This is a genomic window from Hymenobacter persicinus (genome assembly GCF_004167665.1).
GTDB lineage: Bacteria > Bacteroidota > Bacteroidia > Cytophagales > Hymenobacteraceae > Hymenobacter > Hymenobacter persicinus.
Genome location: NZ_SEWE01000034.1, coordinates 38,848 through 58,327 on the forward strand (window position 1 = coordinate 38,848; position 19,480 = coordinate 58,327).

Below are 19,480 nucleotides of genomic sequence, written 5' to 3' on the forward strand. Positions count from 1 at the left end.
GATGGGGCCAAACCCCGGCGGTTAGCGGGGCTTGTAGTATTTCTGGGCCTCGGGCAGCTCCCGCTGGATGTCAGCAATGCGGGTGCCGTTGGAGGGGTGGGTCGAGAGGAATTCGGGCGGCGAAGCCTGGTTTTCGCGGGCATCCATGCGCTGCCAGAAGGCAATTGCGCCGTTGGGGTCGTAGCCGGCCAGGGCCATGAAGATCAGCCCCAGGTGGTCGGCTTCCGACTCCTGGTTGCGGCCGTATTTGAGCAAACCCACCGAGGTGCCTACCCCGAAGGCCTGCAGGGCCAACTGCTGGGTGGCCGGGGCATTGGAAGCCAGCGCCGCCGACAGCGCCTGCCCGCCGAGCTGCTGCACCAGGCCCTGACTCATGCGCTCCGAGCCGTGCTTGGCCACGGCGTGGGCAATTTCGTGGCCCATGACCACGGCCAGCCCGTTTTCGTCCTGGGTGGTGGGCAGAATGCCGGTATACACGGCCACCTTGCCGCCGGGCATGCACCAGGCGTTTTCCTGCTTGTCCTCAATCAGGTTGAACTCCCACTGGTAGCCAGCCAGCTGGTCCTGGGCATTCTGGGAGCGGAAATAGGTTTCCACGGCCTGCTGAATGCGCTGCCCCACCCGTTTCACCAGGGCCGTCTGGGCGGCGTTGTTGGAAAGCGTGCTGGTGCGGAGCACCTCGGCGTACTGCTGCTGGGCCAGCGAGATAATCTCGCTGTCGGACACCAGGCTGAGCTGGCGGCGGCCCGTGATGGGGACGGTGGTGCAGCCGGAGGCGGCGAGCAGACCGGCGCAGAGGACGAACTGTTTGAGGTTGAGCATAGCGAAAGAGTGGCGTAGGTGGAAAAAGAGCGGCGCGGCCGCGCGGCGGGGCAGCCGGCGGCCAAAACGGGCCAGGCCCGGTAGTTGGGGTGCTATACGTCGGGCGGCGGGTAAAATGTTTGGCTTGGCCGGGCCAACGGCAGCCACCGGGGTTACGTAGGCAGCATTTCCGGTTTTTCGGGCCGTGAATTAGCGCTATTTTTGGCCGACTCCGGTTTCTCCTTCGCCTTTCCTCCATGAAAATAATCTGTATCGGCCGCAACTACACCGAGCACATTGCCGAGCTCCAGAACGAAACGCCCGACGCGCCCGTCATCTTCCTCAAGCCCGACACGGCCCTGCTCCAGCGCAACCAGCCCTTCTTCTACCCCGACTTCAGCCAGGACATTCACCACGAAATCGAGCTGGTACTGCGGGTGAGCAAAAACGGCAAGAACATCGACGAGAAGTTTGCCCACACCTATTTCGACGCCATCGGCCTGGGCATCGACTTCACGGCCCGCGACCTGCAAAGCAAGCTCAAAAGCAAGGGCCTGCCCTGGGAGCTGGCCAAGGGCTTCGACGGCTCGGCTCCCCTGGGCACCACCTTCAAGCCAGTTGCTGACTTCGCCGATCTGGCCAACATCAACTTCCGCCTCGAAGTAAACGGCGAGGTGAAGCAGCGCGGCAACTCCAGCCTGATGCTCCACCCCTTCGCGGTCATCATCAGCTACGTGTCGAAGTTTATCACCCTGAAAATGGGGGATTTGATTTTCACCGGCACCCCCAGCGGCGTGGGCCCCGTCCAGATTGGCGACCAGCTCACGGGCTATATCGAGGACGAGAAAATCCTGGATCTGGCGGTGAAATAGCCCCCGCCCGCATGCGTTTTTGTTGATTGAGCCGTTTGCAGGACCCGGACGTTTCCGTTTGGGCCCTACCCCGGCGCCGTGCCCGTTGATTGATTTTCCGAATGCCGAATACCTTATTGCTTTCCCCGCCGCGCCGGCTGCTGAGCCTGGCGCTGCCGTTTCTGCTGCTGCTCGGACTGCGGCCCGTCTCCTGCGGGGGGCAGGAGGCCGACTCCTCCGAGGAAAAGAAGGCCCGGGTGGCCACCGTGCCGGCCGCCCGGCCCGCCGTGCCCAACGGCTACTTCCTGTTCCCGATTAAGCCTGGCCAGCCCAACTTCCTGGCCGCCAGCATGGGCGAGCTGCGCCCCAACCACTTCCACGGCGGCCTCGACATCAAGACCGACGGCCGCACCGACCTGCCGGTGCACGCCTCCGCCGACGGCTACATTTCCCGGCTCAAGCAAAGCAGCTTCGGCTACGGCAACGTGCTCTACATCACCCACCCCAACGGGCTGGTTACCGTGTACGGCCACCTCAACCGCTTCCTGGGACCCGTGGCCGCGGCTCTGCTGCACAAGCAGTACGAAAAGCAGAGCTACGAACAGGAAATGTTCTTCGCCAAAGACCAGTTTCCGGTCAAGCGCGGCGAGGTTGTGGCGCTGTCGGGCAACACCGGGGGCTCAGCCGGCCCGCACGTGCACTGGGAGGTGCGCGACGCCCAGGACAACCAGCTTAACCCCTTGCAGTGGGGCGGCTTTGCCGAAATACAGGACCACATTGCCCCTACCCTGCAGGCCTTTGCCGTGGAGCCCCTGACCATCGACGCCCGGGTGCTGGGCCGCTTCGACAAGGCCGTGTTCGTGCCCAAAAATGCCCCCGGCGCCGGCGTGGCCACCGTCTGGCCCGACACCATCACCGCCTTCGGCACGGTGGGCTTCCTGCTCCAGGCCTTCGACCGGTATGACAACGCCTGGAACAAAAACGGTCTGCAGAAGGTGGAAGTGAAGGTGAACGGGCAGCCGCTCTACGCCCACGTGGTCGACAACGTACCCTTCCCCACCGGCACCCGCACCGTGAACCAGCACGTGGACTACGAGTGGATGATGACCCAGGGCCGCACTTTGCAGAAGCTGTTCGTCGACGATGGCAACGCCCTGACCATGTACACCACCGGCCCCTCCAAAGGCAAGCTGCGGGTGGAAGCCGGCAAAGTGTACACCGTGGAAGTCAGCATGAGTGACTCCTACGGTAATGCCACCCCGCTCACCTTCGTGCTGCGCGGGCAACAGCCGCAGTACACCAAAACCCGCAGCGCGGCGGTGAAAAGGCCGGCGTTGCGCTACGAGGTGACCCGCAACATTCTTAAGGTCATTGCCGCCGACCCCGACACGGCCCGGCAGGGTGCCAACGCGGTGCTGCTGCGCGGCAACCGCCGCCTAGAGCTCCGGCCCAGCTACACCACCCAGAGCCAGAACGTGTACCTCTACGATTTGCGCGCCGGCCTGCCCGACTCCGTGCAGTTCGGCTCCGTCACGAAGCGCTTCGACCGGCAGGCCCTGATTCCGGCCGGCACCGAGCAGGGCTTTGCCGACAACTTCGTCAACCTGAGCTTTGCGCCCCAGACCCTGTTTGACACGCTCTACCTGCAAACCAGCTACAAGGACGGCCTCTGGACCGTGCAGAACCCGCGCCAGTCGTTGTATCTGCCCCTGCGCGTGACGCTCAAGCCCACCACCGACGTACCCGACAAGGAGCATTCGGCGGTGTACTCGGTGAATGCCCGCGGCGGCCGGGCCTACGTGGGCGGCAAGTGGGATGGCAACCAGATTACCTTCCCGGCCAAGACCTTCGGGCAGTTCCGCATCTTCGCCGATACCATTGCGCCCTCGGCCCGCCTCGTGAGCCGGGGCGCGGCCGGCCTCGTGTTCCAGGTCGGCGACAACCTCTCGGGCCTGGCCAGCTACCAGCTCATGATTGGCGGCCGGTTCCGGCTCTTGCGCTACGAGTACAAGAACTCTACCCTGTTCACCGAGCGCCAGGACACCGTGGGCCCGCCCCTGCGCGGCCCCGCCACGCTGCGCCTCACCGACCAGGCCGGCAATGAGAAAGTCATCAACCTGAATCTGTAACACAAAAAAGCCGGCCCCGCGAAGGGCCGGCTTTTTTGTTGGGTTGAACACCGCCCGGGCGAGCTTGCTGGGCGCGGCAGGCTACAGCAACGTTTCGTAGGATACGACTACGTTCCAGGGGCCGGGACTGCCGACAGGTCCTTGGAACGTGTAGGTGCCCCGCCCCAGCTCGTCGCGGACCGGCGCCGGCACATCGGTCGTTTTCCACTGGTACATCACGTCGTAGGCACTGAAACTACCGGGCCCGTCCATATCTACCATGAGCAGGTCGAAGCGGCCGGGCACAATCTCCCGGTTGCCTAACGTCAGGGTCGTGAAAGAAGAGGTAAAGGGCAGCTGTGCGGGCTGCAGGTTGCTGAGCGGCACGGTACCCACCCACCCCTGCGGCAGGCTGTAGCGTAAGCTCACGTCGGGCCCGGTGCCGTCGTCGTCCCAGGGCAGGCCCCAGTTATTGACGAAGCTCAGACCGGCCAGCTTGATTTCTTTTACGTAGCGCTTCCCGACTTTGATGGTTTGCTCGAGCGTACTGGCTTTGCCCTCGGCATCATAGGCCAGCAGCCGTACCGTGTAAGTGCCCTTGCTCGGGTATTTGATGGTAGGACTTGTGGCAATGGAAGCCTGCCCATCGCCGAAGTCCCATTCGTAGCGGACCGCGTTTTTGGAAGCATTGGTAAACGTGATGTTTTCCTGCTCGGCGGCTACGTTCCATTGGGCCGTAAAGGCGGCAGTGGCCGCGCTGGGAGTAACTTTGGGACCGGCGGGCTGGGCATTTTCTTCTTTGGAGCAGGCCAACGTGCCCACCAATGCCAGGCTAAGTATGATTTTTTTCATACAGTTTTAAATATAGAGTTGATAAACAGATAGAATATACTGCGGGTAAGCTACGTAGATTTTCTGATCATCCCATTGCTGGCGGTCTTTATTTTAATTGCTTGTCAGCAGGCTCTCAACCAGATACCCTCCGCCCGATTTACTGCGTAGAGAGTAGTTCTATTCACTTCGCACTCCCATGCCCGCCAAGAAAAACCTGCTCAAGCGCCCCCAACCCGCATTATATACCGCTGCTGCCGCCCTGGTCGGGACCGGCGTGGCCGCTTTCGTGTACGCCAAGCGCCGCCTGCGAACCGAGCTGCCCACCGTGCCCCACGTGGACGTGCACCGCTATATGGGCCTCTGGTACGAGGTGGCTCGCTTGCCCACCCGCTACGAAAAGGATTGCCAGCACGTGACGGCCGAGTACCGCCTGATGCCCGACGGCAAGGTGAGCGTGCTCAACACCTGTCACAAGCACGAGCTGGAGGGCCCCGTCGAAAAGGTTAAGGGCACGGCCCGCGTGGTCGACAAGACGACCAATGCCAAGCTTAAAGTCAGCTTCTTCTGGCCCTTCGAGGGCGACTACTGGATTCTGGACCTCGACCACCACGACTACCAGTATGCCCTCGTGGGCGAGCCGGGCCGCAAGAACCTCTGGATCCTGAGCCGCAAGCCCCACTTGGAGCGCGCCTGGCGCGACCAGCTCGTGGCCAAGGGCCGGGAGCTGGGATTCCCGGTGGAAAACCTCATTTTTACGGGCCAACCCGTAACCGAACCCGACGCATGACCCTTACTGCCGGCTCCCCCGCCCCCGATTTTGAAGCCCTCGACCAGGACGGCAACCTCATCCGCCTGCGCGACCTACGGGGCAAAAAGGTGGCCCTGTACTTCTACCCCAAAGACGACACGCCCGGCTGCACCGCCCAGGCCTGCAACCTGCGCGACCACCAAGCCGAGCTGACGGCCGGCAACGTGCAGGTTATCGGCGTGAGCGTGGACGGGGAGAAGTCCCACAAGAAGTTTGTCATGAAGTACGAGCTGCCCTTCCCGCTGCTGGTCGATACGGAGAAGAAAATCGTGGAGGCCTACGGGGTGTGGCAGGAGAAGTCGATGTACGGCCGCAAGTACATGGGCACCATGCGCACCACCTTCCTGATCGACGAAAACGGCCTTATCGAGAAGATCATCGAGAAGGTCGACACCAAAAACCACGCGGCCCAGTTGCTGTAGCCTGGCGGGCCGCCCCGCTCCCGAAGCCCAGCCGAACCCTTCGGCTGGGCTTTTGGCTGTATGGAGCCCGCGGAAAGGCGGTGAATGCGCCTTATTTCCGGCGGGCATGCACCCGGTCGGGCGGCGCCAACTTCCCGTTCGGTGCCTTCGCCAAGAACCTTACCATTGCCCTACAAACCTCCTACTCACTCCCCATGTCCCAGGACGCTTCCCTTTCTCAGCATTCTACTTCGGCACCCTCCGCCCCCCAAGCCCCCAAGAGCATTGCCGAGCTCAAGCAAATTGCCGCCCAGGTGCGCCGCGACATCGTGCGCATGGTGCACGCCGTCAACTCCGGCCATCCCGGCGGCTCGCTGGGCTGCACCGACCTGCTCGTGGCACTGTATTTCCGCATCATGAAGCATGACCCGAGCTTTCAGATGGACGGCAAGGGCGAAGACCTGTTTTTCCTCTCCAACGGCCACATTTCGCCGGTCCTGTACTCGGTGCTGGCCCGCGCGGGCTACTTCCCGGTCAGTGAGCTGAGCACCTTCCGCAAGCTCAACTCCCGTTTGCAGGGCCACCCGGCCACCCACGAGCACCTGCCCGGCATCCGCATTGCCTCGGGCTCGTTGGGCCAGGGTCTGAGCGTGGCGACTGGCACGGCCCAGGCTAAAAAACTCAATGGCGACGACCGGCGCGTGTACGTGCTCATGGGCGACGGGGAGCTGGAAGAAGGCCAGGTGTGGGAAGCGGCCATGTACGCCCCCCACCACAAGGTCGACAACCTGATTGCCATCGTGGACCGCAACGGTCAGCAGATTGACGGCAGCACCGACGAAATCGGGGGCCTGGGCAACCTGCGCGCCAAGTTCGAGGCTTTCGGCTGGCGCGTGCTCGAAGCCGACGGCAACCAGTTTGAAACCCTGCTCCCGGCCCTGGAAGAAGCCAACTCCCTCTGTGGCCAAGGCGTGCCGGTGATGCTGCTCATGGACACTCAGATGGGCTACGGCGTCGACTTCATGATGGGCTCCCACAAGTGGCACGGTGTGGCCCCCAACGACGAGCAGCTCGAAAAGGCGCTCCAGCAGCTGATGGTGGAAACCTACGGCGACTACTAGACCTCTTTTTTACGCACGCGCTTCGGCGGCTGACCTTTCCGGGCCGGCCGCCGGGCAGTAGGCTGGTTTATGCGTCCTCTGGTGTATTTGCGGTGGATTGTCCTGCTGAGTAGCCTGCTGCTCGGCCTACCGACGCATGCCCAGAATGCCGAGCCCGAGAGGCCCAAGACCACCCGCATCCTGTTCGTGCTCGACGCCTCGGGCTCGATGATGGCGCCCTGGGAAGGCCGCCCGCGCTGGGACGTGGCCCGCAGCCTGCTCTCGAAGATGGTGGACTCGCTCAACGCCTACCCCAATCTGCAATTGGGGCTGCGGGCCTACGGGCACCAGCACCCCAACTCCGAGAACAACTGCGAGGATTCGAAGCTGGAAGTGCCCTTCGCGCCCAAAAATGCCAAGGCTATCAAGGCCCGGCTGGCCACGCTCAAAGCCCAGGGCAACACGCCCATCACCTACTCGATTCTGCAGTCGGCCAATGACTTTCCGGTGGACAAGTCGTCGCGCAACGTGCTGATTCTGATTACCGACGGGCTCGAATCGTGCAAGGGCGACCCGTGCGCTACCTCGGTGGCGTTGCAGCGCAAGCACGTGTTTCTGCGCCCGTTCATCATCGGGCTGGGCGCCGAGCGGGACTTCGGCAAGCAGCTTGAATGCCTGGGCCAGTACTACAACGCGGCCGACGTGAGCACCTTCCGCACCATCCTCGACAACGTCATTTCCCAGACCCTGACCAAAACCACGGTCAGCGTCAACCTGACCGACGAGGCCGGCAAGCCGGTGGAAAGCAACGTGAATATGACGTTCGTCAACAACGTGACCGAGACGCCGGAGTACAACTACGTGCACTACCGCGACGCCCAGGGCAAGGCCGACGTGCTCGACATCGACGCCCTGCAGAGCTACGATCTGGTCATCAACACCGTGCCGCCAGTGCGCCAGCAGAATCTGCCCATCAAGCCCGGCAAGGCCAACGTGCTGACCTACAAAACGCCCCAGGGCACGCTGAGCCTGCAGTCACCGAACATTTCGCCTAACCCCTACGGCAAGGTGGACGCGGTGGTGCGGGCCCAGGGCAGCGCCGCGACGGTGGTCAGCCTACCCTTTGGCACGAAGCAAAAGCTGCTGGCCGGCAACTACGAGGTGGAACTGCTAACCCTGCCCCGCATCGTGCGCCGCATCAGCATCCGGCAGGGCCAGGAAACGGCCGTCACCTACGACGCCCCCGGGGCCCTGAACATCGTCACGGATTTGAAAGGCTACGGCAGCATCTACCGGCTCAACAACGACGAGTCGCAGACCTGGGTGTATAACCTGCCCGAGGGCAGCAGCAAAATCAACCTGCCCATGCAGCCCGGGGCCTACCGACTGGTATTTCGCACCCGCACGGCCACCGGCAGCAAGTTCACCGACGTGCGCAACTTTTCCATCCGCAGCGGGCAAACCAGCTCGGTGAGCATGTTTAGTAAGTAACCACCCATGAGAAAAGCCTTTAAGCTGCTGGAAATAACTTTCGCCGCCGTTGCGCTGGTAGGGCTGGTTATGCGAATTTCCCTGCTTAAAGGCGGTGACTTTCTGCTGGTGCTCAGCCTGGGGTTATTGTCGGTACTGTATTTTGCGGGTGGCTATTTTCAGGGCTCCCCAAACCTAAAGTCAGCTGACGGTCCGGCAACGGAGGGCGCGGCGGTGAAAATCTGGGGCGGCATTCTGTTCTCAACGGGCATTGTGGGCGTGGCCGGCACCCTGCTTTTCTGGCAGGGCTTCGGTTTGCACCTACTCATTGGGCTGTTTGGCAGCCTGGCTTTGCTACTGGGGCTGTTTCTGACCGCCCGTAAGTCCAATGGCCCGGTGGCCAGCGCAGTTTTCAACCGGGGCGCCATCATTGCCCTGCTGTGTGCCGCCGTGTGGCTGGTGCCCAAAGCCACGCTGTTCGGCCTGTTTCACCGCGACGACCCACAGTTGGTCGAGAAGTGGAACGGCGTGCAGCAACACCCCAAGGATCCAGTTTACCAAGCTGACTTCGACGCGTACCGGCGTCAGAAGTACTCTTCATCCAAGTAAAAATTCTCACTCCCCATACATGAAAGACTTCCCCTACACCGAATCAAAAGACACCCGCTCCGGCTTTGGCGTGGGTTTGCACGAGCTGGGCAAAACCAACCCTAACGTGGTAGCCCTCACCGCCGACCTGACCGGCTCGCTCAAGATGGACGCCTTTAAAAAGGATTTCCCCGAGCGTTTCTTCCAGGTCGGCATTGCCGAAGCCAACATGATGGGCCTCGCGGCGGGCATGACCATCGGGGGCAAAATCCCGTTCACGGGCACCTTCGCCAACTTCAGCACCGGCCGCGTCTACGACCAGATCCGCCAGAGCATTGCCTACTCGGGCAAGAACGTGAAGATCTGTGCCTCCCACGCCGGCGTAACCCTGGGCGAGGACGGCGCCACCCACCAGATTCTGGAAGACGTGGGCATGATGAAGATGCTGCCCCACATGTGCGTCATCAACCCCTGCGACTTCAACCAGACCAAGGCGGCCACCATCGCCATTGCCGACTACGAGGGCCCGGTGTACCTGCGCTTCGGCCGCCCGGTGGTGCCCAACTTCACCCCCGCCGACCAGAAATTTGAAATCGGCAAGGCCGTCATGCTCAACGAGGGTGCCGACGTGAGCATCTTTGCCACCGGTCACCTGGTCTGGAAAGCCATCCTGGCCGGCCATATTCTGGCGGAGAAAGGCATCGACGTGGAAATCATCAACATCCACACCATCAAGCCCCTCGACGCCCAGGCCATCCTGACCTCGGCCCGCAAGACCCGCTGCGTAGTGACGGCCGAAGAGCACCAGATGAACGGCGGCCTCGGCGACTCCGTAGCCCAATTGCTGGCCCGCGAGGAGCCCCTGCCCCTGGAAATGGTGGCCGTCAACGACTCCTTCGGCGAGTCCGGCACTCCCGACCAGCTCATGGAGAAATACGGCCTGATGGAAAACGACATCGTGAAGGCCGTGGAGAAAGTGCTGGCCCGCAAGGCGAAGTAGGTTTTTCCGGCAGTACTCAAAAAAGCCCCGGTTGCGCGCTGCAGCCGGGGCTTTTTTTCGGGCTACACCCGGTAAAGCAGGTTGAAGTAGGCGCTAGGCCACGTCCGTTATTTTCCCGTGGCGGCCTGCGCCTCGGCGTGGTGGATCTGCTGAATATACTGGTTTTTAAGCTGGTCGTAGAAGGAATGGCGGGTGACGAGGTTGGACACCAGATTGGCCAGCAGGGCCGTGAGCATTAAATAAAAGATGATGTTGTGGCTGTTGGTCATTTCGATAACCAGAATCGAGGACGTGAACGGACTGCGCGTGACGCCGGTCAGAAAACCGGTCATGCCGCAGAGCACCAGCAGGTTGGCAGCCGTGGCGGGTACGTACATCCAATCGGCCACTACGGCCCCCATGCTGGCCCCGGCACTGAGCGCAGGGGCAAAGATGCCGCCGGCCGCCCCGGTGGAAAACGAAATGACCGGCCCGATGATGCGCAGCAGCGGCAGGTACCACGCCACGTGCTTGTCGGCCGTAAACAGCGTGCGGACCATGATTTCCTTGCCCGAGCCAAACATCTGCTCGTCTACGCTCACGGCCAGCCCGGCAATGAGCAGGCCGCACACGAGCGTATAGAGGGCCTGTTGGGGCAGGCTTTTGAGCCGGCTTTTCTGGCGCATTATCCACAGAATGCCTTCCGCCATGCTGCTGGCAGTGAGGCCCGTGAGCACGGCCACCAGCATCACCACGAAAATAATCCAGATGGGCAGATGGTCAAGCGCCGGATAGCCCAGGTACAGGTAGGGCCCAAGCAGGTTGAGGGCCGTCAGGCCGGCAATGATAACGCCGGTGAGCAGCGCCGACTTGAAGTAGTTGAAGTGCGTTTTGGTCAGCTCCTCAATGGCAAACACGATACCGCCCAGCGGCGTGTTGAAGGCCGAGGCCAGCCCGGCGGCGGCGCCGGTCACAATCATGTTGCGCCGCGAGACCTTGGGATACCAAGCCGGCAGCCAGTCGTTTATCTTCTTGAAAATAGAGGCCGCAATCTGGATGGTGGGCCCCTCCCGCCCAATGACGCCGCCGCCGACCACCACGATCAGGCTCGAAATAATCTTGACCGTCAGCACCCGCAAGCTCAGCAGCCGGCTCACCTTATAGCGGTGGCGGGGGTTGCTCAGGTCGATGGCCGCGCTGACCTGCGGAATGCCGCTGCCCCGGGCGTAGGGCGCGTAGCGCTGCACCAGCCACCACCCCACCAGAAAGCATACCGGCGTGACGCCCAGAAACAGCCACGGCGACTGGTGGTAGATAAAGCGCGTGCCCGCCTCGGCCCAGCCAAACAGCTTGGCGTATAGCACTGACACCAGCCCCGTCACCAGCGCGCCGACCCAAAAGGGCAGTGCATTCAGCAGGTCGCGCTTGATGTGGTGGTTGGCAATGGCATCGTAGCGGGCCTTGAGTTGGCGGCGGAGCGGTTCGGGAAGCTGCATGCAGGGAGGAACAGGGCGAAAAGAAGCGGGCGGACCCGGGCACGTACGGAGCGCCGGCCCAAAGGTAGGGCTCCCCGATGAGGGTCGTATGAGCAGCCCCGGGCCGGCACTCCCGGCCGCCGGGCCTACCTTTGAGCCGGCGCAGCCCTTTTGCTGCCCCGGTACCCATGCGTTTTCTTCCGCTTCTTTTGCCTTTGCTCCTGCTGCTGGCGGCTCCCACCCGGGCCCAGAAGCCCGACACCACCCTTATCCGCTACGGCGGGCAGCTGGCGGGGCAGTACTCGGCCGGGGGCGTCAACCGCACGCTGTTTTCCACGAGCCACTCGGCCACCTTCCTGCGCGGCCTGCACTTCGGCGCCCCCGTCACGGGCAGCTTCACGTTTGGCAAGCAGGAGCGGCGGCTGCGGGAGCGGGAGTGGCTCTTCAACGCCACGCCTTACTACTGGAAGGGCCGGTTCCGCTTCTACGGCATCGGGGGCTACGAGCGCAGCAACCTGCGGGGCATCAACAACCGCTTTCAGCTGGGCGCCGGCCCGGGCTGGGCGTTCTACTCCGACTCGCTGGGCCGGGAAGTGGCCCTGAGCAACCTGCTGATCCGGGAGGCCACCTACTTCCAGGGCGGCACCGAGCGGGTAGTGTCGCGCAGCTCCACGCGGCTGAAAGTGGTCTACTCCTACCGCGTGTTCACGCTTAACGCCACCACGCTCTACCAGCCCAACCTGGCCTATTTCGCCGATTACCGCGCCACCCAGCTCACGACTCTGGCCTTGCGTTTCAGCGCCCGCTTCGCCCTCTCGGCCACCTACGCCTACACGTTCGAGAGCCGGGTGCTGGAAGGCAAGCCCACCGACAATACCAACGTGACCCTGGGTGTGGCCTTCAGCACGAAATAGCCCGCGGGCCTTGGTTTACTCCACCCAGCAGAAGCCTCAGGCGGCGGAAAACCAAGGCGTCCATTACAGCGCCAGCCGCCACAGCGTGGGCATGTTCCGCCATTTGGGCAAAGGCTTGCCGGTGGCGTCGTAGGCAAACAGTGTAGCCTTGTCCGCGTCCTTATCCAGGCCAATCTGGACCGAGAAGTTGCCCTGGGGCGTTTCGGCCACGAATTCGGCCGCCCCGAAGGCCGTCTGCGACTGGGAGTCTTCGGGAGCTTCCGCGCCCAGGTAGAATCCCGGGTTCAGGTCGGCCACGGCTTCCACGCGCTGGGCTTTGTGCTCGTCGCCGGCCAGCTCGGCCACAAACTCGATGCTGGTGTAATTGAGGCGCGTGACGGTGAGCGTGGCCGTCTGGTCGCCGCGCTGCCCGGTGTAGATAACCGGGCGCCCCGCGGGCAGGGCCGTGGGAAACGCCACCGAGTCCTGGCGGCCCAGAATCAGGTACTTGCCCCGCACCCGGTAGTCCTTGCCGCCGGTCAGCTCCCGCAGGCCCCGCACAAACTTAGCCGACAGATTGGCCGAGTCCAGCGCGGGGGCCCCCATGGCCGCACCAGTATCAATAACCGACGGCGCGGCCGGCACCGCGGCCGGGGGCGGCGCCTGGGTGACGGCCTTGTTCTCGGCTTTTTTGGGGGAGCAGCCACCCAGGGCCCCGGCCACAATACCGGCCCCGAGGGCCCAACACGAAAGAGAAGATGCGCGCATGCGAAGGAGCTGAGAATTCGGCTAAAGGCCCCGGCTGGCTACAGCTGCCCGGGAAGCTTTTGGGGCCGCAACTTACTCATCAAACCGGTTTTTGCGGCGCATTCCGCCAGGCCGGCTGACGGGCGCGGCGGAAAAAATTATTCCGCCCCCACTAAACCCGACCGTATCTTGGTCTTCTAACCAGCTCACCACCGCCGCTTCTAACCCCGTTCCCTGCTTGGAAGACCAGGACATCCTTGCCAAGTTCGCCGACCCGGCCAGCCGGAATCTGGCCTTCAACCAGCTCGTGCGCAAGTACCAGCAGAAGGTCTACTGGCACGTGCGCAAGATGGTCATCGACCACGCCGACGCCGACGACCTGACCCAGGATACGTTCGTCAAGGTCTGGAACCACTTGGGCAACTTCCGCCAGGATGCCTCGCTCTACACCTGGATTTACCGCATTGCCACCAACGAGTGCCTCAACTTTCTGAGCAGTAAGCGGCGCAAGTTTTTCCTGCCCCTCAACGACGTGGGCGCCGAGCTGGCCGCCAAGGTCGAAGCCGACCCCGGCCTGGCCGGCGACGACGTGGAGAAGCGCCTGCAGAAAGCCATCCTGCGTTTGCCCGACAAGCAGCGCCTGGTGTTCAACATGCGCTACTACGACGAGACGCCCTACGAGCAGATGGCCGAAATAACCGGTACCAGCGTGGGCGCCCTGAAGGCGTCCTACCACCACGCGGTGAAAAAAGTGGAGCAGTATATCAATGACGAAACCCAGCCCGATTAAACTTTGCGGCCCCGGCCGCATCCAAGCCCTATGAAAACGCCATTCCGCCTCGATGAGCATCCCCGCCGGCCCCAGCCGCTGGCTGCGCCGCCCGCCGGGTACTTCGACCGGCTGCCGATGCAGATCATGACCCGGGTGCAGCCCGCCCCGGCCCGCGAAACCGTGGCCACCTGGTCTTGGCTGGCGGCCCTTTCGCAGCCGGTGCGCACAGTGTTGGCCTCGGGCCTGGTGCTGGGCAGCTTTGCTACGGCCTTTCTGCTCACGCCTTCCGCCTCCGCGCCCACCACGGCCCTGGCCCGGGTACCGCAAGCCGAGCTGGTGCAGTACCTGCTGGCCAGTGATACCCGCGTTTCGCTCACCGACCTGGCCGAGCTGCCCGCCACCGACCAGGCCATGACCAGCTACCTGCAGGCTTCACCCACCGAGCTGCAGGATGCCCTAGACGCCCAACCTACCGAAGAAACCTATTTATAGCGCTGTATTCCCCATGTTTCCCACTCCTTTTCCTATGAAATACCTGCTTCGTACCCTGCTGGCGCTGCTGCTGCTGGCGGCCGGGCCGGGCACTGCGGCCGCCCAGGGCGGACGCCGCCTCAGCCAGCTCGAAAACGCCAAGATTGCCTACCTCACCGAGAAAATTTCCCTCACCCAGGACCAGGCCCAGAAGTTCTGGCCCGTCTACAACGAATTTGCCGGCAAGCGCCGGGACCTCAACCGCCGCATGCGCCAGCTGCGCATCAGTGACACGGAAAGCCTTTCTGACCAGCAGATCCGGGACAACCTGACTCAGGCCCTGACCCTGCGCCAGAGCGAGGTCAACCTGGAAAAAGAGTACTTCGAGCGGTTTCAGAAAGTGCTCAGCATCCGGCAGGTAGGCAAGCTGTTTCAGGCCGAGCGGGAATTCACGAAAGAAGTGCTCAAGCGCGTCACCGGCCGCCCGGGGGCCCTGCCCGCCGGCGCCGACGACTGATTCCGGTTACCTCTGCATCGTAAGAAAAGGCTGCTTCGGCAGCCTTTTTCGGTTTTATGGCTCCGACTCGGCAGCATAGCCTTTCGTTGGCCGCGCCGTTAGCCCCGGCTCCTTTGCCTTTACTCTACTCCCCTACCGGCGGCCCGGTGTGCGTACCTTTGCGGACCGAATCTGTTTAGAGTTGATGATGCTTACCTCCCGCCAGCTGTTTCTGCGCCACCAGGCCCAAACCTCCGACACGCCCCTGCTGCTCGAAATTGAGCGCGCCGAGGGCGTGTACATGTACGCCCCCGACGGCCGCCGCTACCTCGACCTGATTTCCGGCATCGGCGTCAGCAACGTGGGTCACCGCCACCCGCGGGTGGTGCAGGCCATCAAGGACCAGGCCGACAAGTACCTGCACCTGATGGTGTACGGCGAGCTGGTGCAGGCCCCGCCGGCCGAGCTGGCTCAGGCCCTGCACCACACCCTGCCCACCCACCTCGACACGGTGTATTTCACCAACTCCGGGGCCGAAGCCATTGAGGGCGCTCTGAAGCTGGCCAAGCGCCACACCGGCCGCACCGAGCTGATTTCCTGCCACAACGCCTACCACGGCTCCACCCACGGCGCCCTGTCCATCACCGGCTCCGAAAGCTTCCGCCAAAGCTACCGCCCCCTGCTGCCCGACGTGCGCCACCTGCGCTTCAACGAGCTGGCCGACCTGGACCTGATTACGGAGCGCACCGCGGCCGTCATTGTCGAAACCGTGCAGGGCGAGGCCGGCGTGCGGGTACCGGCGCCGGGCTACCTGCCGGCCCTGCGCCAGCGCTGCACTGAAACCGGCACCCTGCTGATTCTGGACGAAATTCAGTGCGGCTTCGGGCGCACGGGCTCGTTCTGGGCTTTCGAACAGTTTGGCCTGGAGCCCGACATTCTCGTCTGCGCCAAGGGCATGGGCGGGGGTATGCCCATCGGCGCCTTTATTTCCTCTCGGGAGATTATGGCCGGCTTCAAGAGCAACCCGGTGCTGGGCCACTGCACCACGTTTGGCGGCCACCCGGTGTCGTGCGCGGCTTCGCTGGCCACGCTGCGCGTGATTCAGGACGAGAACCTGCTGGCGGCCGTGCCCGCCAAGGCGGCCCGGTTCCGGCAGCTGCTGCGCCACCCGGCCATTCGGGCCGTGCGCGGGCACGGCTTGCTGATGGCCGTCGAGTTTGACTCCTACGCCGTGCTCAAGCCCATCATCGACCGGGCCCTGGAGCACGAGGGCATCCTCACCGACTGGTTTCTGTTTTGCGACAACTCCCTGCGCCTAGCCCCGCCCCTGACCATTTCCGAAGCCGAAATCGACGAGGCCGCCGCCGCCCTGCTGCGCGCCATTGATTTCGTAACTACTGCCCAGCCCGCAACGGCCTAACCCGCGGCTTGCGGCGCAACAAAAAAGTCCTGCTGCACTCGCGCGCGGCAGGACTTGTTGTTTTCTATTCGAAAGGGGCGGCTTACAGCCCGGGGCCGTGGCCGTCTTTCTGGAAGTTGAGAAACGACTGGCTTTCGTCCTTGATCTGCTGCCGGGGCAGGCCGTCCTTGACGCCCATCGATATTTTGCGCACCAGCACCCCCACGATGGCCTTGCGGAAACCCAGTTTTTCGGCCATGTCGATGCAGAAGTCCATTTCGTGGTCGTCCACCACGCCGTCGGCCAGCATCATGTCCACGAGGTCGAAAATCTGGTCGAACCGCTCCGAGTCGTTGTCGGGAATCACCAGGTTGACGCTGCCCGAGTTGGCCACCACGTTCTTGATTTCGTCGGCCCGCATGCCGTTCTTTTTCCCCACGGCCACGATAAAGCTCATCTCCCGCTCGTCGATGTGCCCATCAGCTTTGGCCAGGGCCGCCAGATTCATGATGTGGCTCTTTACTTTCTTAGTTTGTTCGTTTTCGAAAAAGCCAAACATAGGGGCGTCGCTTAAGGAGGGGTGGGAATGTTTAAAGAAGAGGCGGGCCGAAATCCGGTTAAACGGGCTTCTGTGGGCTGTTAAGATAACAGCTCCCCCGGTATCATCCAATACGCAGTTTCAAAAAAAACAGCCAGCCGACGCGCGCTCAAGTCGACTTAGCGCCGGCGGCAGGCTTTGATTTTGCCGCGGAATCCTCACCTTTGCCTGCTTCATTCCGAATTGATTCGGCTTACCCCAAGAAATGATGAAACGCATTGCAGTTTTCACCAGCGGCGGCGACTCGCCTGGTATGAACGCCTGCATCCGGGCGGTGGTGCGCACGGCTGTTTACCACGGCATTGAAGTATACGGCATCATGCGCGGCTACAGCGGCATGATCAAAGGCGAATTCGTGAAGCTCGACTCCGCCTCGGTGTCCAATACCGTGCAAAAGGGCGGCACCATCCTCAAGTCGGCCCGGAGCATGAAGTTCCAGACCAAGGAAGGCCGGCAGGAAGCTTTCGACCAGCTCGTCAACAACGGCATCGACGGCCTGGTGGCCATCGGCGGCAACGGCACGTTTACCGGCGCCACCATCTTCGAGCAGGAGTTCGGCATTCCGACCGTGGGCGCCCCGGGCACCATCGACAACGACCTCTACGGCACGGACTACACCATCGGCTACGATACGGCCGTCAACACGGCCCTGGAGGCCATCGACAAGATCCGGGACACGGCCGACTCCCACGACCGGTGCTTCTTTATCGAAGTCATGGGCCGCGATTCGGGCTACATTGCCATTCCCTGCGCCATCGGTGGCGGGGCCGAAATAGTGATGATTCCCGAAACCCAGATGTCGACCGACGCCGTGATTGACACGCTGCGGGCGGGCTGGAAACGCTCCAAGACGTCTTTTATCGTGGTGGTGGCCGAGGGCGAGGAAGAAGGCAACGTGACGCAGGTGGCCGCGAAAGTGAAGGCCGCCATTCCCGAGCTCGACACCCGGGTGACCATCATCGGGCACGTGCAGCGCGGGGGCTCCCCCACCGCCGCCGACCGCCTGCTGGGCTCCCAGATCGGCATTGCCGCCGTGGAGGGCCTCATGAACGGCATGCGCAACGTGATGGCCGGCATCGTGGACCGCAAGCTGGTGTACACGCCCTTCGCCGACACGATCAACAAGAAAAAGCTCATCAACCAGAGCTTCATGCGAATGGTGGAAATTCTGAGCGTGTAGGCGCTTTTTCCAACCAAAACCAGGCGCTAAAAAATTATTGGGGCGGCAACCAACCATCGGGTTAGTTGCCGCCCCTCTGTTATGTGCTCCCTGACCCGAGCTTCTATTTCCACCGCCACTTTATTCTCTTGTACCGCCATGATTCGTCCTCTACCCCTGCTTTCCCTGCTGGCTGGCCTGCTGACCGCCGCCCCCGCCCTGGCCCAAACGGTTCCCGCCGCTCACCGGCCGGCCCTGCTGCGCGCCGGGCTGGGCAGCTGCCTCAACGGCACAGGCGACTACGCCGTGCTCAAAACCTACCTCGAATACGCCCCGCAGTTTGGCCAGCACTGGCGCCTGGGCTCCCGCCTGGCGTACTTGTCGGGCAACCAGCCCTACGACTTCGGCCGGGGCTACTCGGTTCCGCAGCAGTATCAGGCCCTGAATGCGGAGCAGGAAGTGTACTGGCTGCCATTTGGGGCCAACAAGGTTGTGGAATTCAGTTTGGGCGGGGGCGGGTTTGCGGGCTACGGCCGCCAGCAGAGCTTCACCCGGGCCGGCATCGACTTCGAAACCCAGCGCTTCTACTACCTGCCCCAGAACGAGCGGGGCCTGCACGCGGGTTACCTGGCCTCGGCCACCCTGGACTTCGCCCTGAGTGCAAGCCGCACCTGGCGGCTGGGCACCAAAGTGTCGGTGCAGAACGACACCCGCGGCACCGTGCTGCCCGGCGGGCAGGTGCAGCTCAGCCGGGCCTGGTAGCGGCCGTTATTTCCCCAGCTCCACCCACTGGTAGGCCGGGTCGCGCCGAAACCAGGTCAGCTGGCGCTTGGCGTAGTGCCGGGTGTTGCGCTTGAGCAGGCGCACGGCCTCGGGCCAGTCGTGCAGCCCGTCGAGGTAGTCGAAGATTTCCTGGTAGCCCACCGTGTGCAGGGCGTTGTGGTGGCGGTAAGGCAGCAAAGCTTTCACCTCCTCGAGCAGCCCCGCGGCCAGCATGGAGTCCACCCGCTGGTCGATGCGCTGATACAGCTCTTCCCGCTCCCGGGTCAGGGCCACCTTGATGACGTTGAACGGGCGGGCGGCCGCGGCTTTGGCGGTGTGGAAGCTGGAAAACGGCTGCCCGGTGCTGCGCGTGACCTCCAAAGCCCGCACCACCCGCTGGTGGTTTTGCCGGTCGATGCGCCCGTAGGTGACCGGGTCGAGGCGCTCGAGCTCGGCCACCAGCGGGGCCAGGCCGTGCGCGGCCAGCTCCTGCTGCAGGGCCGCGCGCACGGCCGGACTCGTCTGGGGCATGTCGTCGAGGCCCTCGGTCACGGCTTGCAGGTACAGGCCCGAGCCCCCGGTCAGAATCACGAGCGGGTGGCGCTGAAACAGCTCCCCGAGCCGCGCCAGGCAGTCGACTTCGAAGCGGCCGGCGTTGTAGTCCTCCGTAATGCTGTGCGAGTCGATGAAGTGGTGCGGCACGCCCTGCATTTCGGCCGCCGTGGGCTTGGCCGTGCCGATGCTCAGCTCCCGAAAAAACTGCCGGGA

The 19,480-nt window shown here is 63.1% G+C and carries 21 protein-coding genes; 15 read left to right on the forward strand and 6 right to left on the reverse strand.

Annotation, left to right across the window (positions count from 1 at the left end; translation table 11 throughout):
* Positions 1-21: 21 nt before the first annotated feature.
* Positions 22-822 carry a M48 family metallopeptidase gene (locus EWM57_RS15120; protein ID WP_129921995.1) on the reverse strand — a complete coding sequence of 267 codons (801 nt, stop codon included), beginning with the start codon at positions 820-822 and terminating at the stop codon, positions 22-24.
* A 236-nt stretch (positions 823-1,058) separates the two neighbouring features.
* Between EWM57_RS15120 and EWM57_RS15125 the strand changes: the two genes are divergently transcribed.
* The gene (locus EWM57_RS15125) at positions 1,059-1,673 is read left to right on the forward strand and encodes a fumarylacetoacetate hydrolase family protein (RefSeq protein ID WP_129921996.1); all 615 of its coding nucleotides are present in this window, start codon (positions 1,059-1,061) and stop codon (positions 1,671-1,673) included.
* Between the two features lie 101 nt (positions 1,674-1,774).
* A complete protein-coding gene (locus EWM57_RS15130) occupies positions 1,775-3,781 on the forward strand; it encodes a M23 family metallopeptidase (protein WP_129921997.1) in 2,007 nt (668 codons plus the stop codon).
* 81 nt (positions 3,782-3,862) lie between these two features.
* Here EWM57_RS15130 and EWM57_RS15135 read toward each other — a convergent pair whose 3' ends face one another.
* Positions 3,863-4,612 carry a PKD domain-containing protein gene (locus EWM57_RS15135; protein ID WP_129921998.1) on the reverse strand — a complete coding sequence of 250 codons (750 nt, stop codon included), beginning with the start codon at positions 4,610-4,612 and terminating at the stop codon, positions 3,863-3,865.
* Positions 4,613-4,790: 178 nt separating this feature from the next.
* Here EWM57_RS15135 and EWM57_RS15140 point away from each other — a divergent pair, with 178 nt between their 5' ends.
* The 6 genes from EWM57_RS15140 (at position 4,791) to EWM57_RS15165 (ending at position 9,961) form a co-directional block, all read left to right on the forward strand.
* Complete coding sequence (locus tag EWM57_RS15140) at positions 4,791-5,381, forward strand: lipocalin family protein (protein WP_129921999.1); 591 nt, start codon at positions 4,791-4,793, stop codon at positions 5,379-5,381.
* Entirely contained in the window at positions 5,378-5,824 is a 447-nt protein-coding gene (gene bcp / locus EWM57_RS15145) for a thioredoxin-dependent thiol peroxidase (RefSeq protein WP_129922000.1), read from the forward strand. The genes EWM57_RS15140 and bcp overlap by 4 nt, the downstream gene beginning before the upstream one ends.
* 194 nt (positions 5,825-6,018) lie before the next feature.
* A complete protein-coding gene (locus tag EWM57_RS15150; RefSeq protein WP_129922001.1) occupies positions 6,019-6,924 on the forward strand; it encodes a transketolase in 906 nt (301 codons plus the stop codon).
* 69 nt (positions 6,925-6,993) lie between these two features.
* Positions 6,994-8,394, forward strand: coding sequence for a vWA domain-containing protein (locus EWM57_RS15155; RefSeq protein ID WP_129922002.1), 1,401 nt, complete (start codon positions 6,994-6,996; stop codon positions 8,392-8,394).
* A 6-nt stretch (positions 8,395-8,400) separates the two neighbouring features.
* Positions 8,401-8,982 (forward strand): hypothetical protein, encoded by a 582-nt coding sequence (locus EWM57_RS15160; RefSeq protein ID WP_129922003.1) that lies wholly within the window; start codon positions 8,401-8,403, stop codon positions 8,980-8,982.
* 19 nt (positions 8,983-9,001) lie between these two features.
* The gene (locus EWM57_RS15165; protein WP_129922004.1) at positions 9,002-9,961 is read left to right on the forward strand and encodes a transketolase family protein; all 960 of its coding nucleotides are present in this window, start codon (positions 9,002-9,004) and stop codon (positions 9,959-9,961) included.
* Positions 9,962-10,068: 107 nt separating this feature from the next.
* On the opposite strand, the gene EWM57_RS15170 is transcribed toward EWM57_RS15165, so the two are convergent.
* A complete protein-coding gene (locus EWM57_RS15170; RefSeq protein ID WP_129922005.1) occupies positions 10,069-11,436 on the reverse strand; it encodes a chloride channel protein in 1,368 nt (455 codons plus the stop codon).
* 188 nt (positions 11,437-11,624) lie between these two features.
* Between EWM57_RS15170 and EWM57_RS15175 the strand changes: the two genes are divergently transcribed.
* Positions 11,625-12,329: a DUF481 domain-containing protein gene (locus EWM57_RS15175; RefSeq protein ID WP_165370536.1), complete on the forward strand. Its 705-nt coding sequence runs from the start codon at positions 11,625-11,627 to the stop codon at positions 12,327-12,329.
* Between the two features lie 63 nt (positions 12,330-12,392).
* On the opposite strand, the gene EWM57_RS15180 is transcribed toward EWM57_RS15175, so the two are convergent.
* Positions 12,393-13,076, reverse strand: a complete 684-nt coding sequence (locus EWM57_RS15180) for a hypothetical protein (protein WP_129922007.1) — start codon at positions 13,074-13,076, stop codon at positions 12,393-12,395.
* A gap of 217 nt (positions 13,077-13,293) precedes the next feature.
* Between EWM57_RS15180 and EWM57_RS15185 the strand changes: the two genes are divergently transcribed.
* The 4 genes from EWM57_RS15185 (at position 13,294) to EWM57_RS15200 (ending at position 16,214) form a co-directional block, all read left to right on the forward strand.
* A complete protein-coding gene (locus tag EWM57_RS15185; protein ID WP_129922008.1) occupies positions 13,294-13,845 on the forward strand; it encodes an RNA polymerase sigma factor in 552 nt (183 codons plus the stop codon).
* Between the two features lie 30 nt (positions 13,846-13,875).
* Positions 13,876-14,319, forward strand: a complete 444-nt coding sequence (locus EWM57_RS15190) for a hypothetical protein (protein WP_129922009.1) — start codon at positions 13,876-13,878, stop codon at positions 14,317-14,319.
* A 34-nt stretch (positions 14,320-14,353) separates the two neighbouring features.
* Complete coding sequence (locus tag EWM57_RS15195) at positions 14,354-14,815, forward strand: hypothetical protein (protein WP_129922010.1); 462 nt, start codon at positions 14,354-14,356, stop codon at positions 14,813-14,815.
* A 187-nt stretch (positions 14,816-15,002) separates the two neighbouring features.
* Positions 15,003-16,214 (forward strand): aspartate aminotransferase family protein, encoded by a 1,212-nt coding sequence (locus tag EWM57_RS15200; protein ID WP_129922017.1) that lies wholly within the window; start codon positions 15,003-15,005, stop codon positions 16,212-16,214.
* 82 nt (positions 16,215-16,296) lie between these two features.
* Here the strand turns inward: EWM57_RS15200 and EWM57_RS15205 are convergent, their stop codons facing one another.
* Complete coding sequence (locus EWM57_RS15205) at positions 16,297-16,752, reverse strand: tellurite resistance TerB family protein (RefSeq protein ID WP_129922011.1); 456 nt, start codon at positions 16,750-16,752, stop codon at positions 16,297-16,299.
* 247 nt (positions 16,753-16,999) lie between these two features.
* Between EWM57_RS15205 and pfkA the strand changes: the two genes are divergently transcribed.
* Together pfkA and EWM57_RS15215 are read left to right on the forward strand one after the other, a co-directional pair.
* A complete protein-coding gene (gene pfkA / locus EWM57_RS15210; protein WP_129922018.1) occupies positions 17,000-17,971 on the forward strand; it encodes a 6-phosphofructokinase in 972 nt (323 codons plus the stop codon).
* Positions 17,972-18,109: 138 nt separating this feature from the next.
* Positions 18,110-18,712: a hypothetical protein gene (locus EWM57_RS15215; RefSeq protein WP_129922012.1), complete on the forward strand. Its 603-nt coding sequence runs from the start codon at positions 18,110-18,112 to the stop codon at positions 18,710-18,712.
* A 6-nt stretch (positions 18,713-18,718) separates the two neighbouring features.
* Here the strand turns inward: EWM57_RS15215 and miaA are convergent.
* Positions 18,719-19,480 (reverse strand): tRNA (adenosine(37)-N6)-dimethylallyltransferase MiaA (gene miaA, locus EWM57_RS15220; protein WP_242510088.1); only part of this gene is annotated, 762 nt, incomplete at its 5' end.

Excerpts from the sequence above, each read along its gene's own strand:
- EWM57_RS15120 (WP_129921995.1), bottom strand. The coding sequence starts at position 822 with ATGCTCAACCTCAAACAGTTCGTCCTCTGCGCCGGTCTGCTCGCCGCC.
- EWM57_RS15125 (WP_129921996.1), top strand. The coding sequence starts at position 1,059 with ATGAAAATAATCTGTATCGGCCGCAACTACACCGAGCACATTGCCGAG.
- EWM57_RS15130 (WP_129921997.1), top strand. The coding sequence starts at position 1,775 with ATGCCGAATACCTTATTGCTTTCCCCGCCGCGCCGGCTGCTGAGCCTG.
- EWM57_RS15135 (WP_129921998.1), bottom strand. The coding sequence starts at position 4,612 with ATGAAAAAAATCATACTTAGCCTGGCATTGGTGGGCACGTTGGCCTGC.
- EWM57_RS15140 (WP_129921999.1), top strand. The coding sequence starts at position 4,791 with ATGCCCGCCAAGAAAAACCTGCTCAAGCGCCCCCAACCCGCATTATAT.
- bcp (WP_129922000.1), top strand. The coding sequence starts at position 5,378 with ATGACCCTTACTGCCGGCTCCCCCGCCCCCGATTTTGAAGCCCTCGAC.
- EWM57_RS15150 (WP_129922001.1), top strand. The coding sequence starts at position 6,019 with ATGTCCCAGGACGCTTCCCTTTCTCAGCATTCTACTTCGGCACCCTCC.
- EWM57_RS15155 (WP_129922002.1), top strand. The coding sequence starts at position 6,994 with ATGCGTCCTCTGGTGTATTTGCGGTGGATTGTCCTGCTGAGTAGCCTG.
- EWM57_RS15160 (WP_129922003.1), top strand. The coding sequence starts at position 8,401 with ATGAGAAAAGCCTTTAAGCTGCTGGAAATAACTTTCGCCGCCGTTGCG.
- EWM57_RS15165 (WP_129922004.1), top strand. The coding sequence starts at position 9,002 with ATGAAAGACTTCCCCTACACCGAATCAAAAGACACCCGCTCCGGCTTT.
- EWM57_RS15170 (WP_129922005.1), bottom strand. The coding sequence starts at position 11,436 with ATGCAGCTTCCCGAACCGCTCCGCCGCCAACTCAAGGCCCGCTACGAT.
- EWM57_RS15180 (WP_129922007.1), bottom strand. The coding sequence starts at position 13,076 with ATGCGCGCATCTTCTCTTTCGTGTTGGGCCCTCGGGGCCGGTATTGTG.
- EWM57_RS15190 (WP_129922009.1), top strand. The coding sequence starts at position 13,876 with ATGAAAACGCCATTCCGCCTCGATGAGCATCCCCGCCGGCCCCAGCCG.
- EWM57_RS15195 (WP_129922010.1), top strand. The coding sequence starts at position 14,354 with ATGAAATACCTGCTTCGTACCCTGCTGGCGCTGCTGCTGCTGGCGGCC.
- EWM57_RS15200 (WP_129922017.1), top strand. The coding sequence starts at position 15,003 with ATGCTTACCTCCCGCCAGCTGTTTCTGCGCCACCAGGCCCAAACCTCC.
- EWM57_RS15205 (WP_129922011.1), bottom strand. The coding sequence starts at position 16,752 with ATGTTTGGCTTTTTCGAAAACGAACAAACTAAGAAAGTAAAGAGCCAC.
- pfkA (WP_129922018.1), top strand. The coding sequence starts at position 17,000 with ATGAAACGCATTGCAGTTTTCACCAGCGGCGGCGACTCGCCTGGTATG.
- EWM57_RS15215 (WP_129922012.1), top strand. The coding sequence starts at position 18,110 with ATGATTCGTCCTCTACCCCTGCTTTCCCTGCTGGCTGGCCTGCTGACC.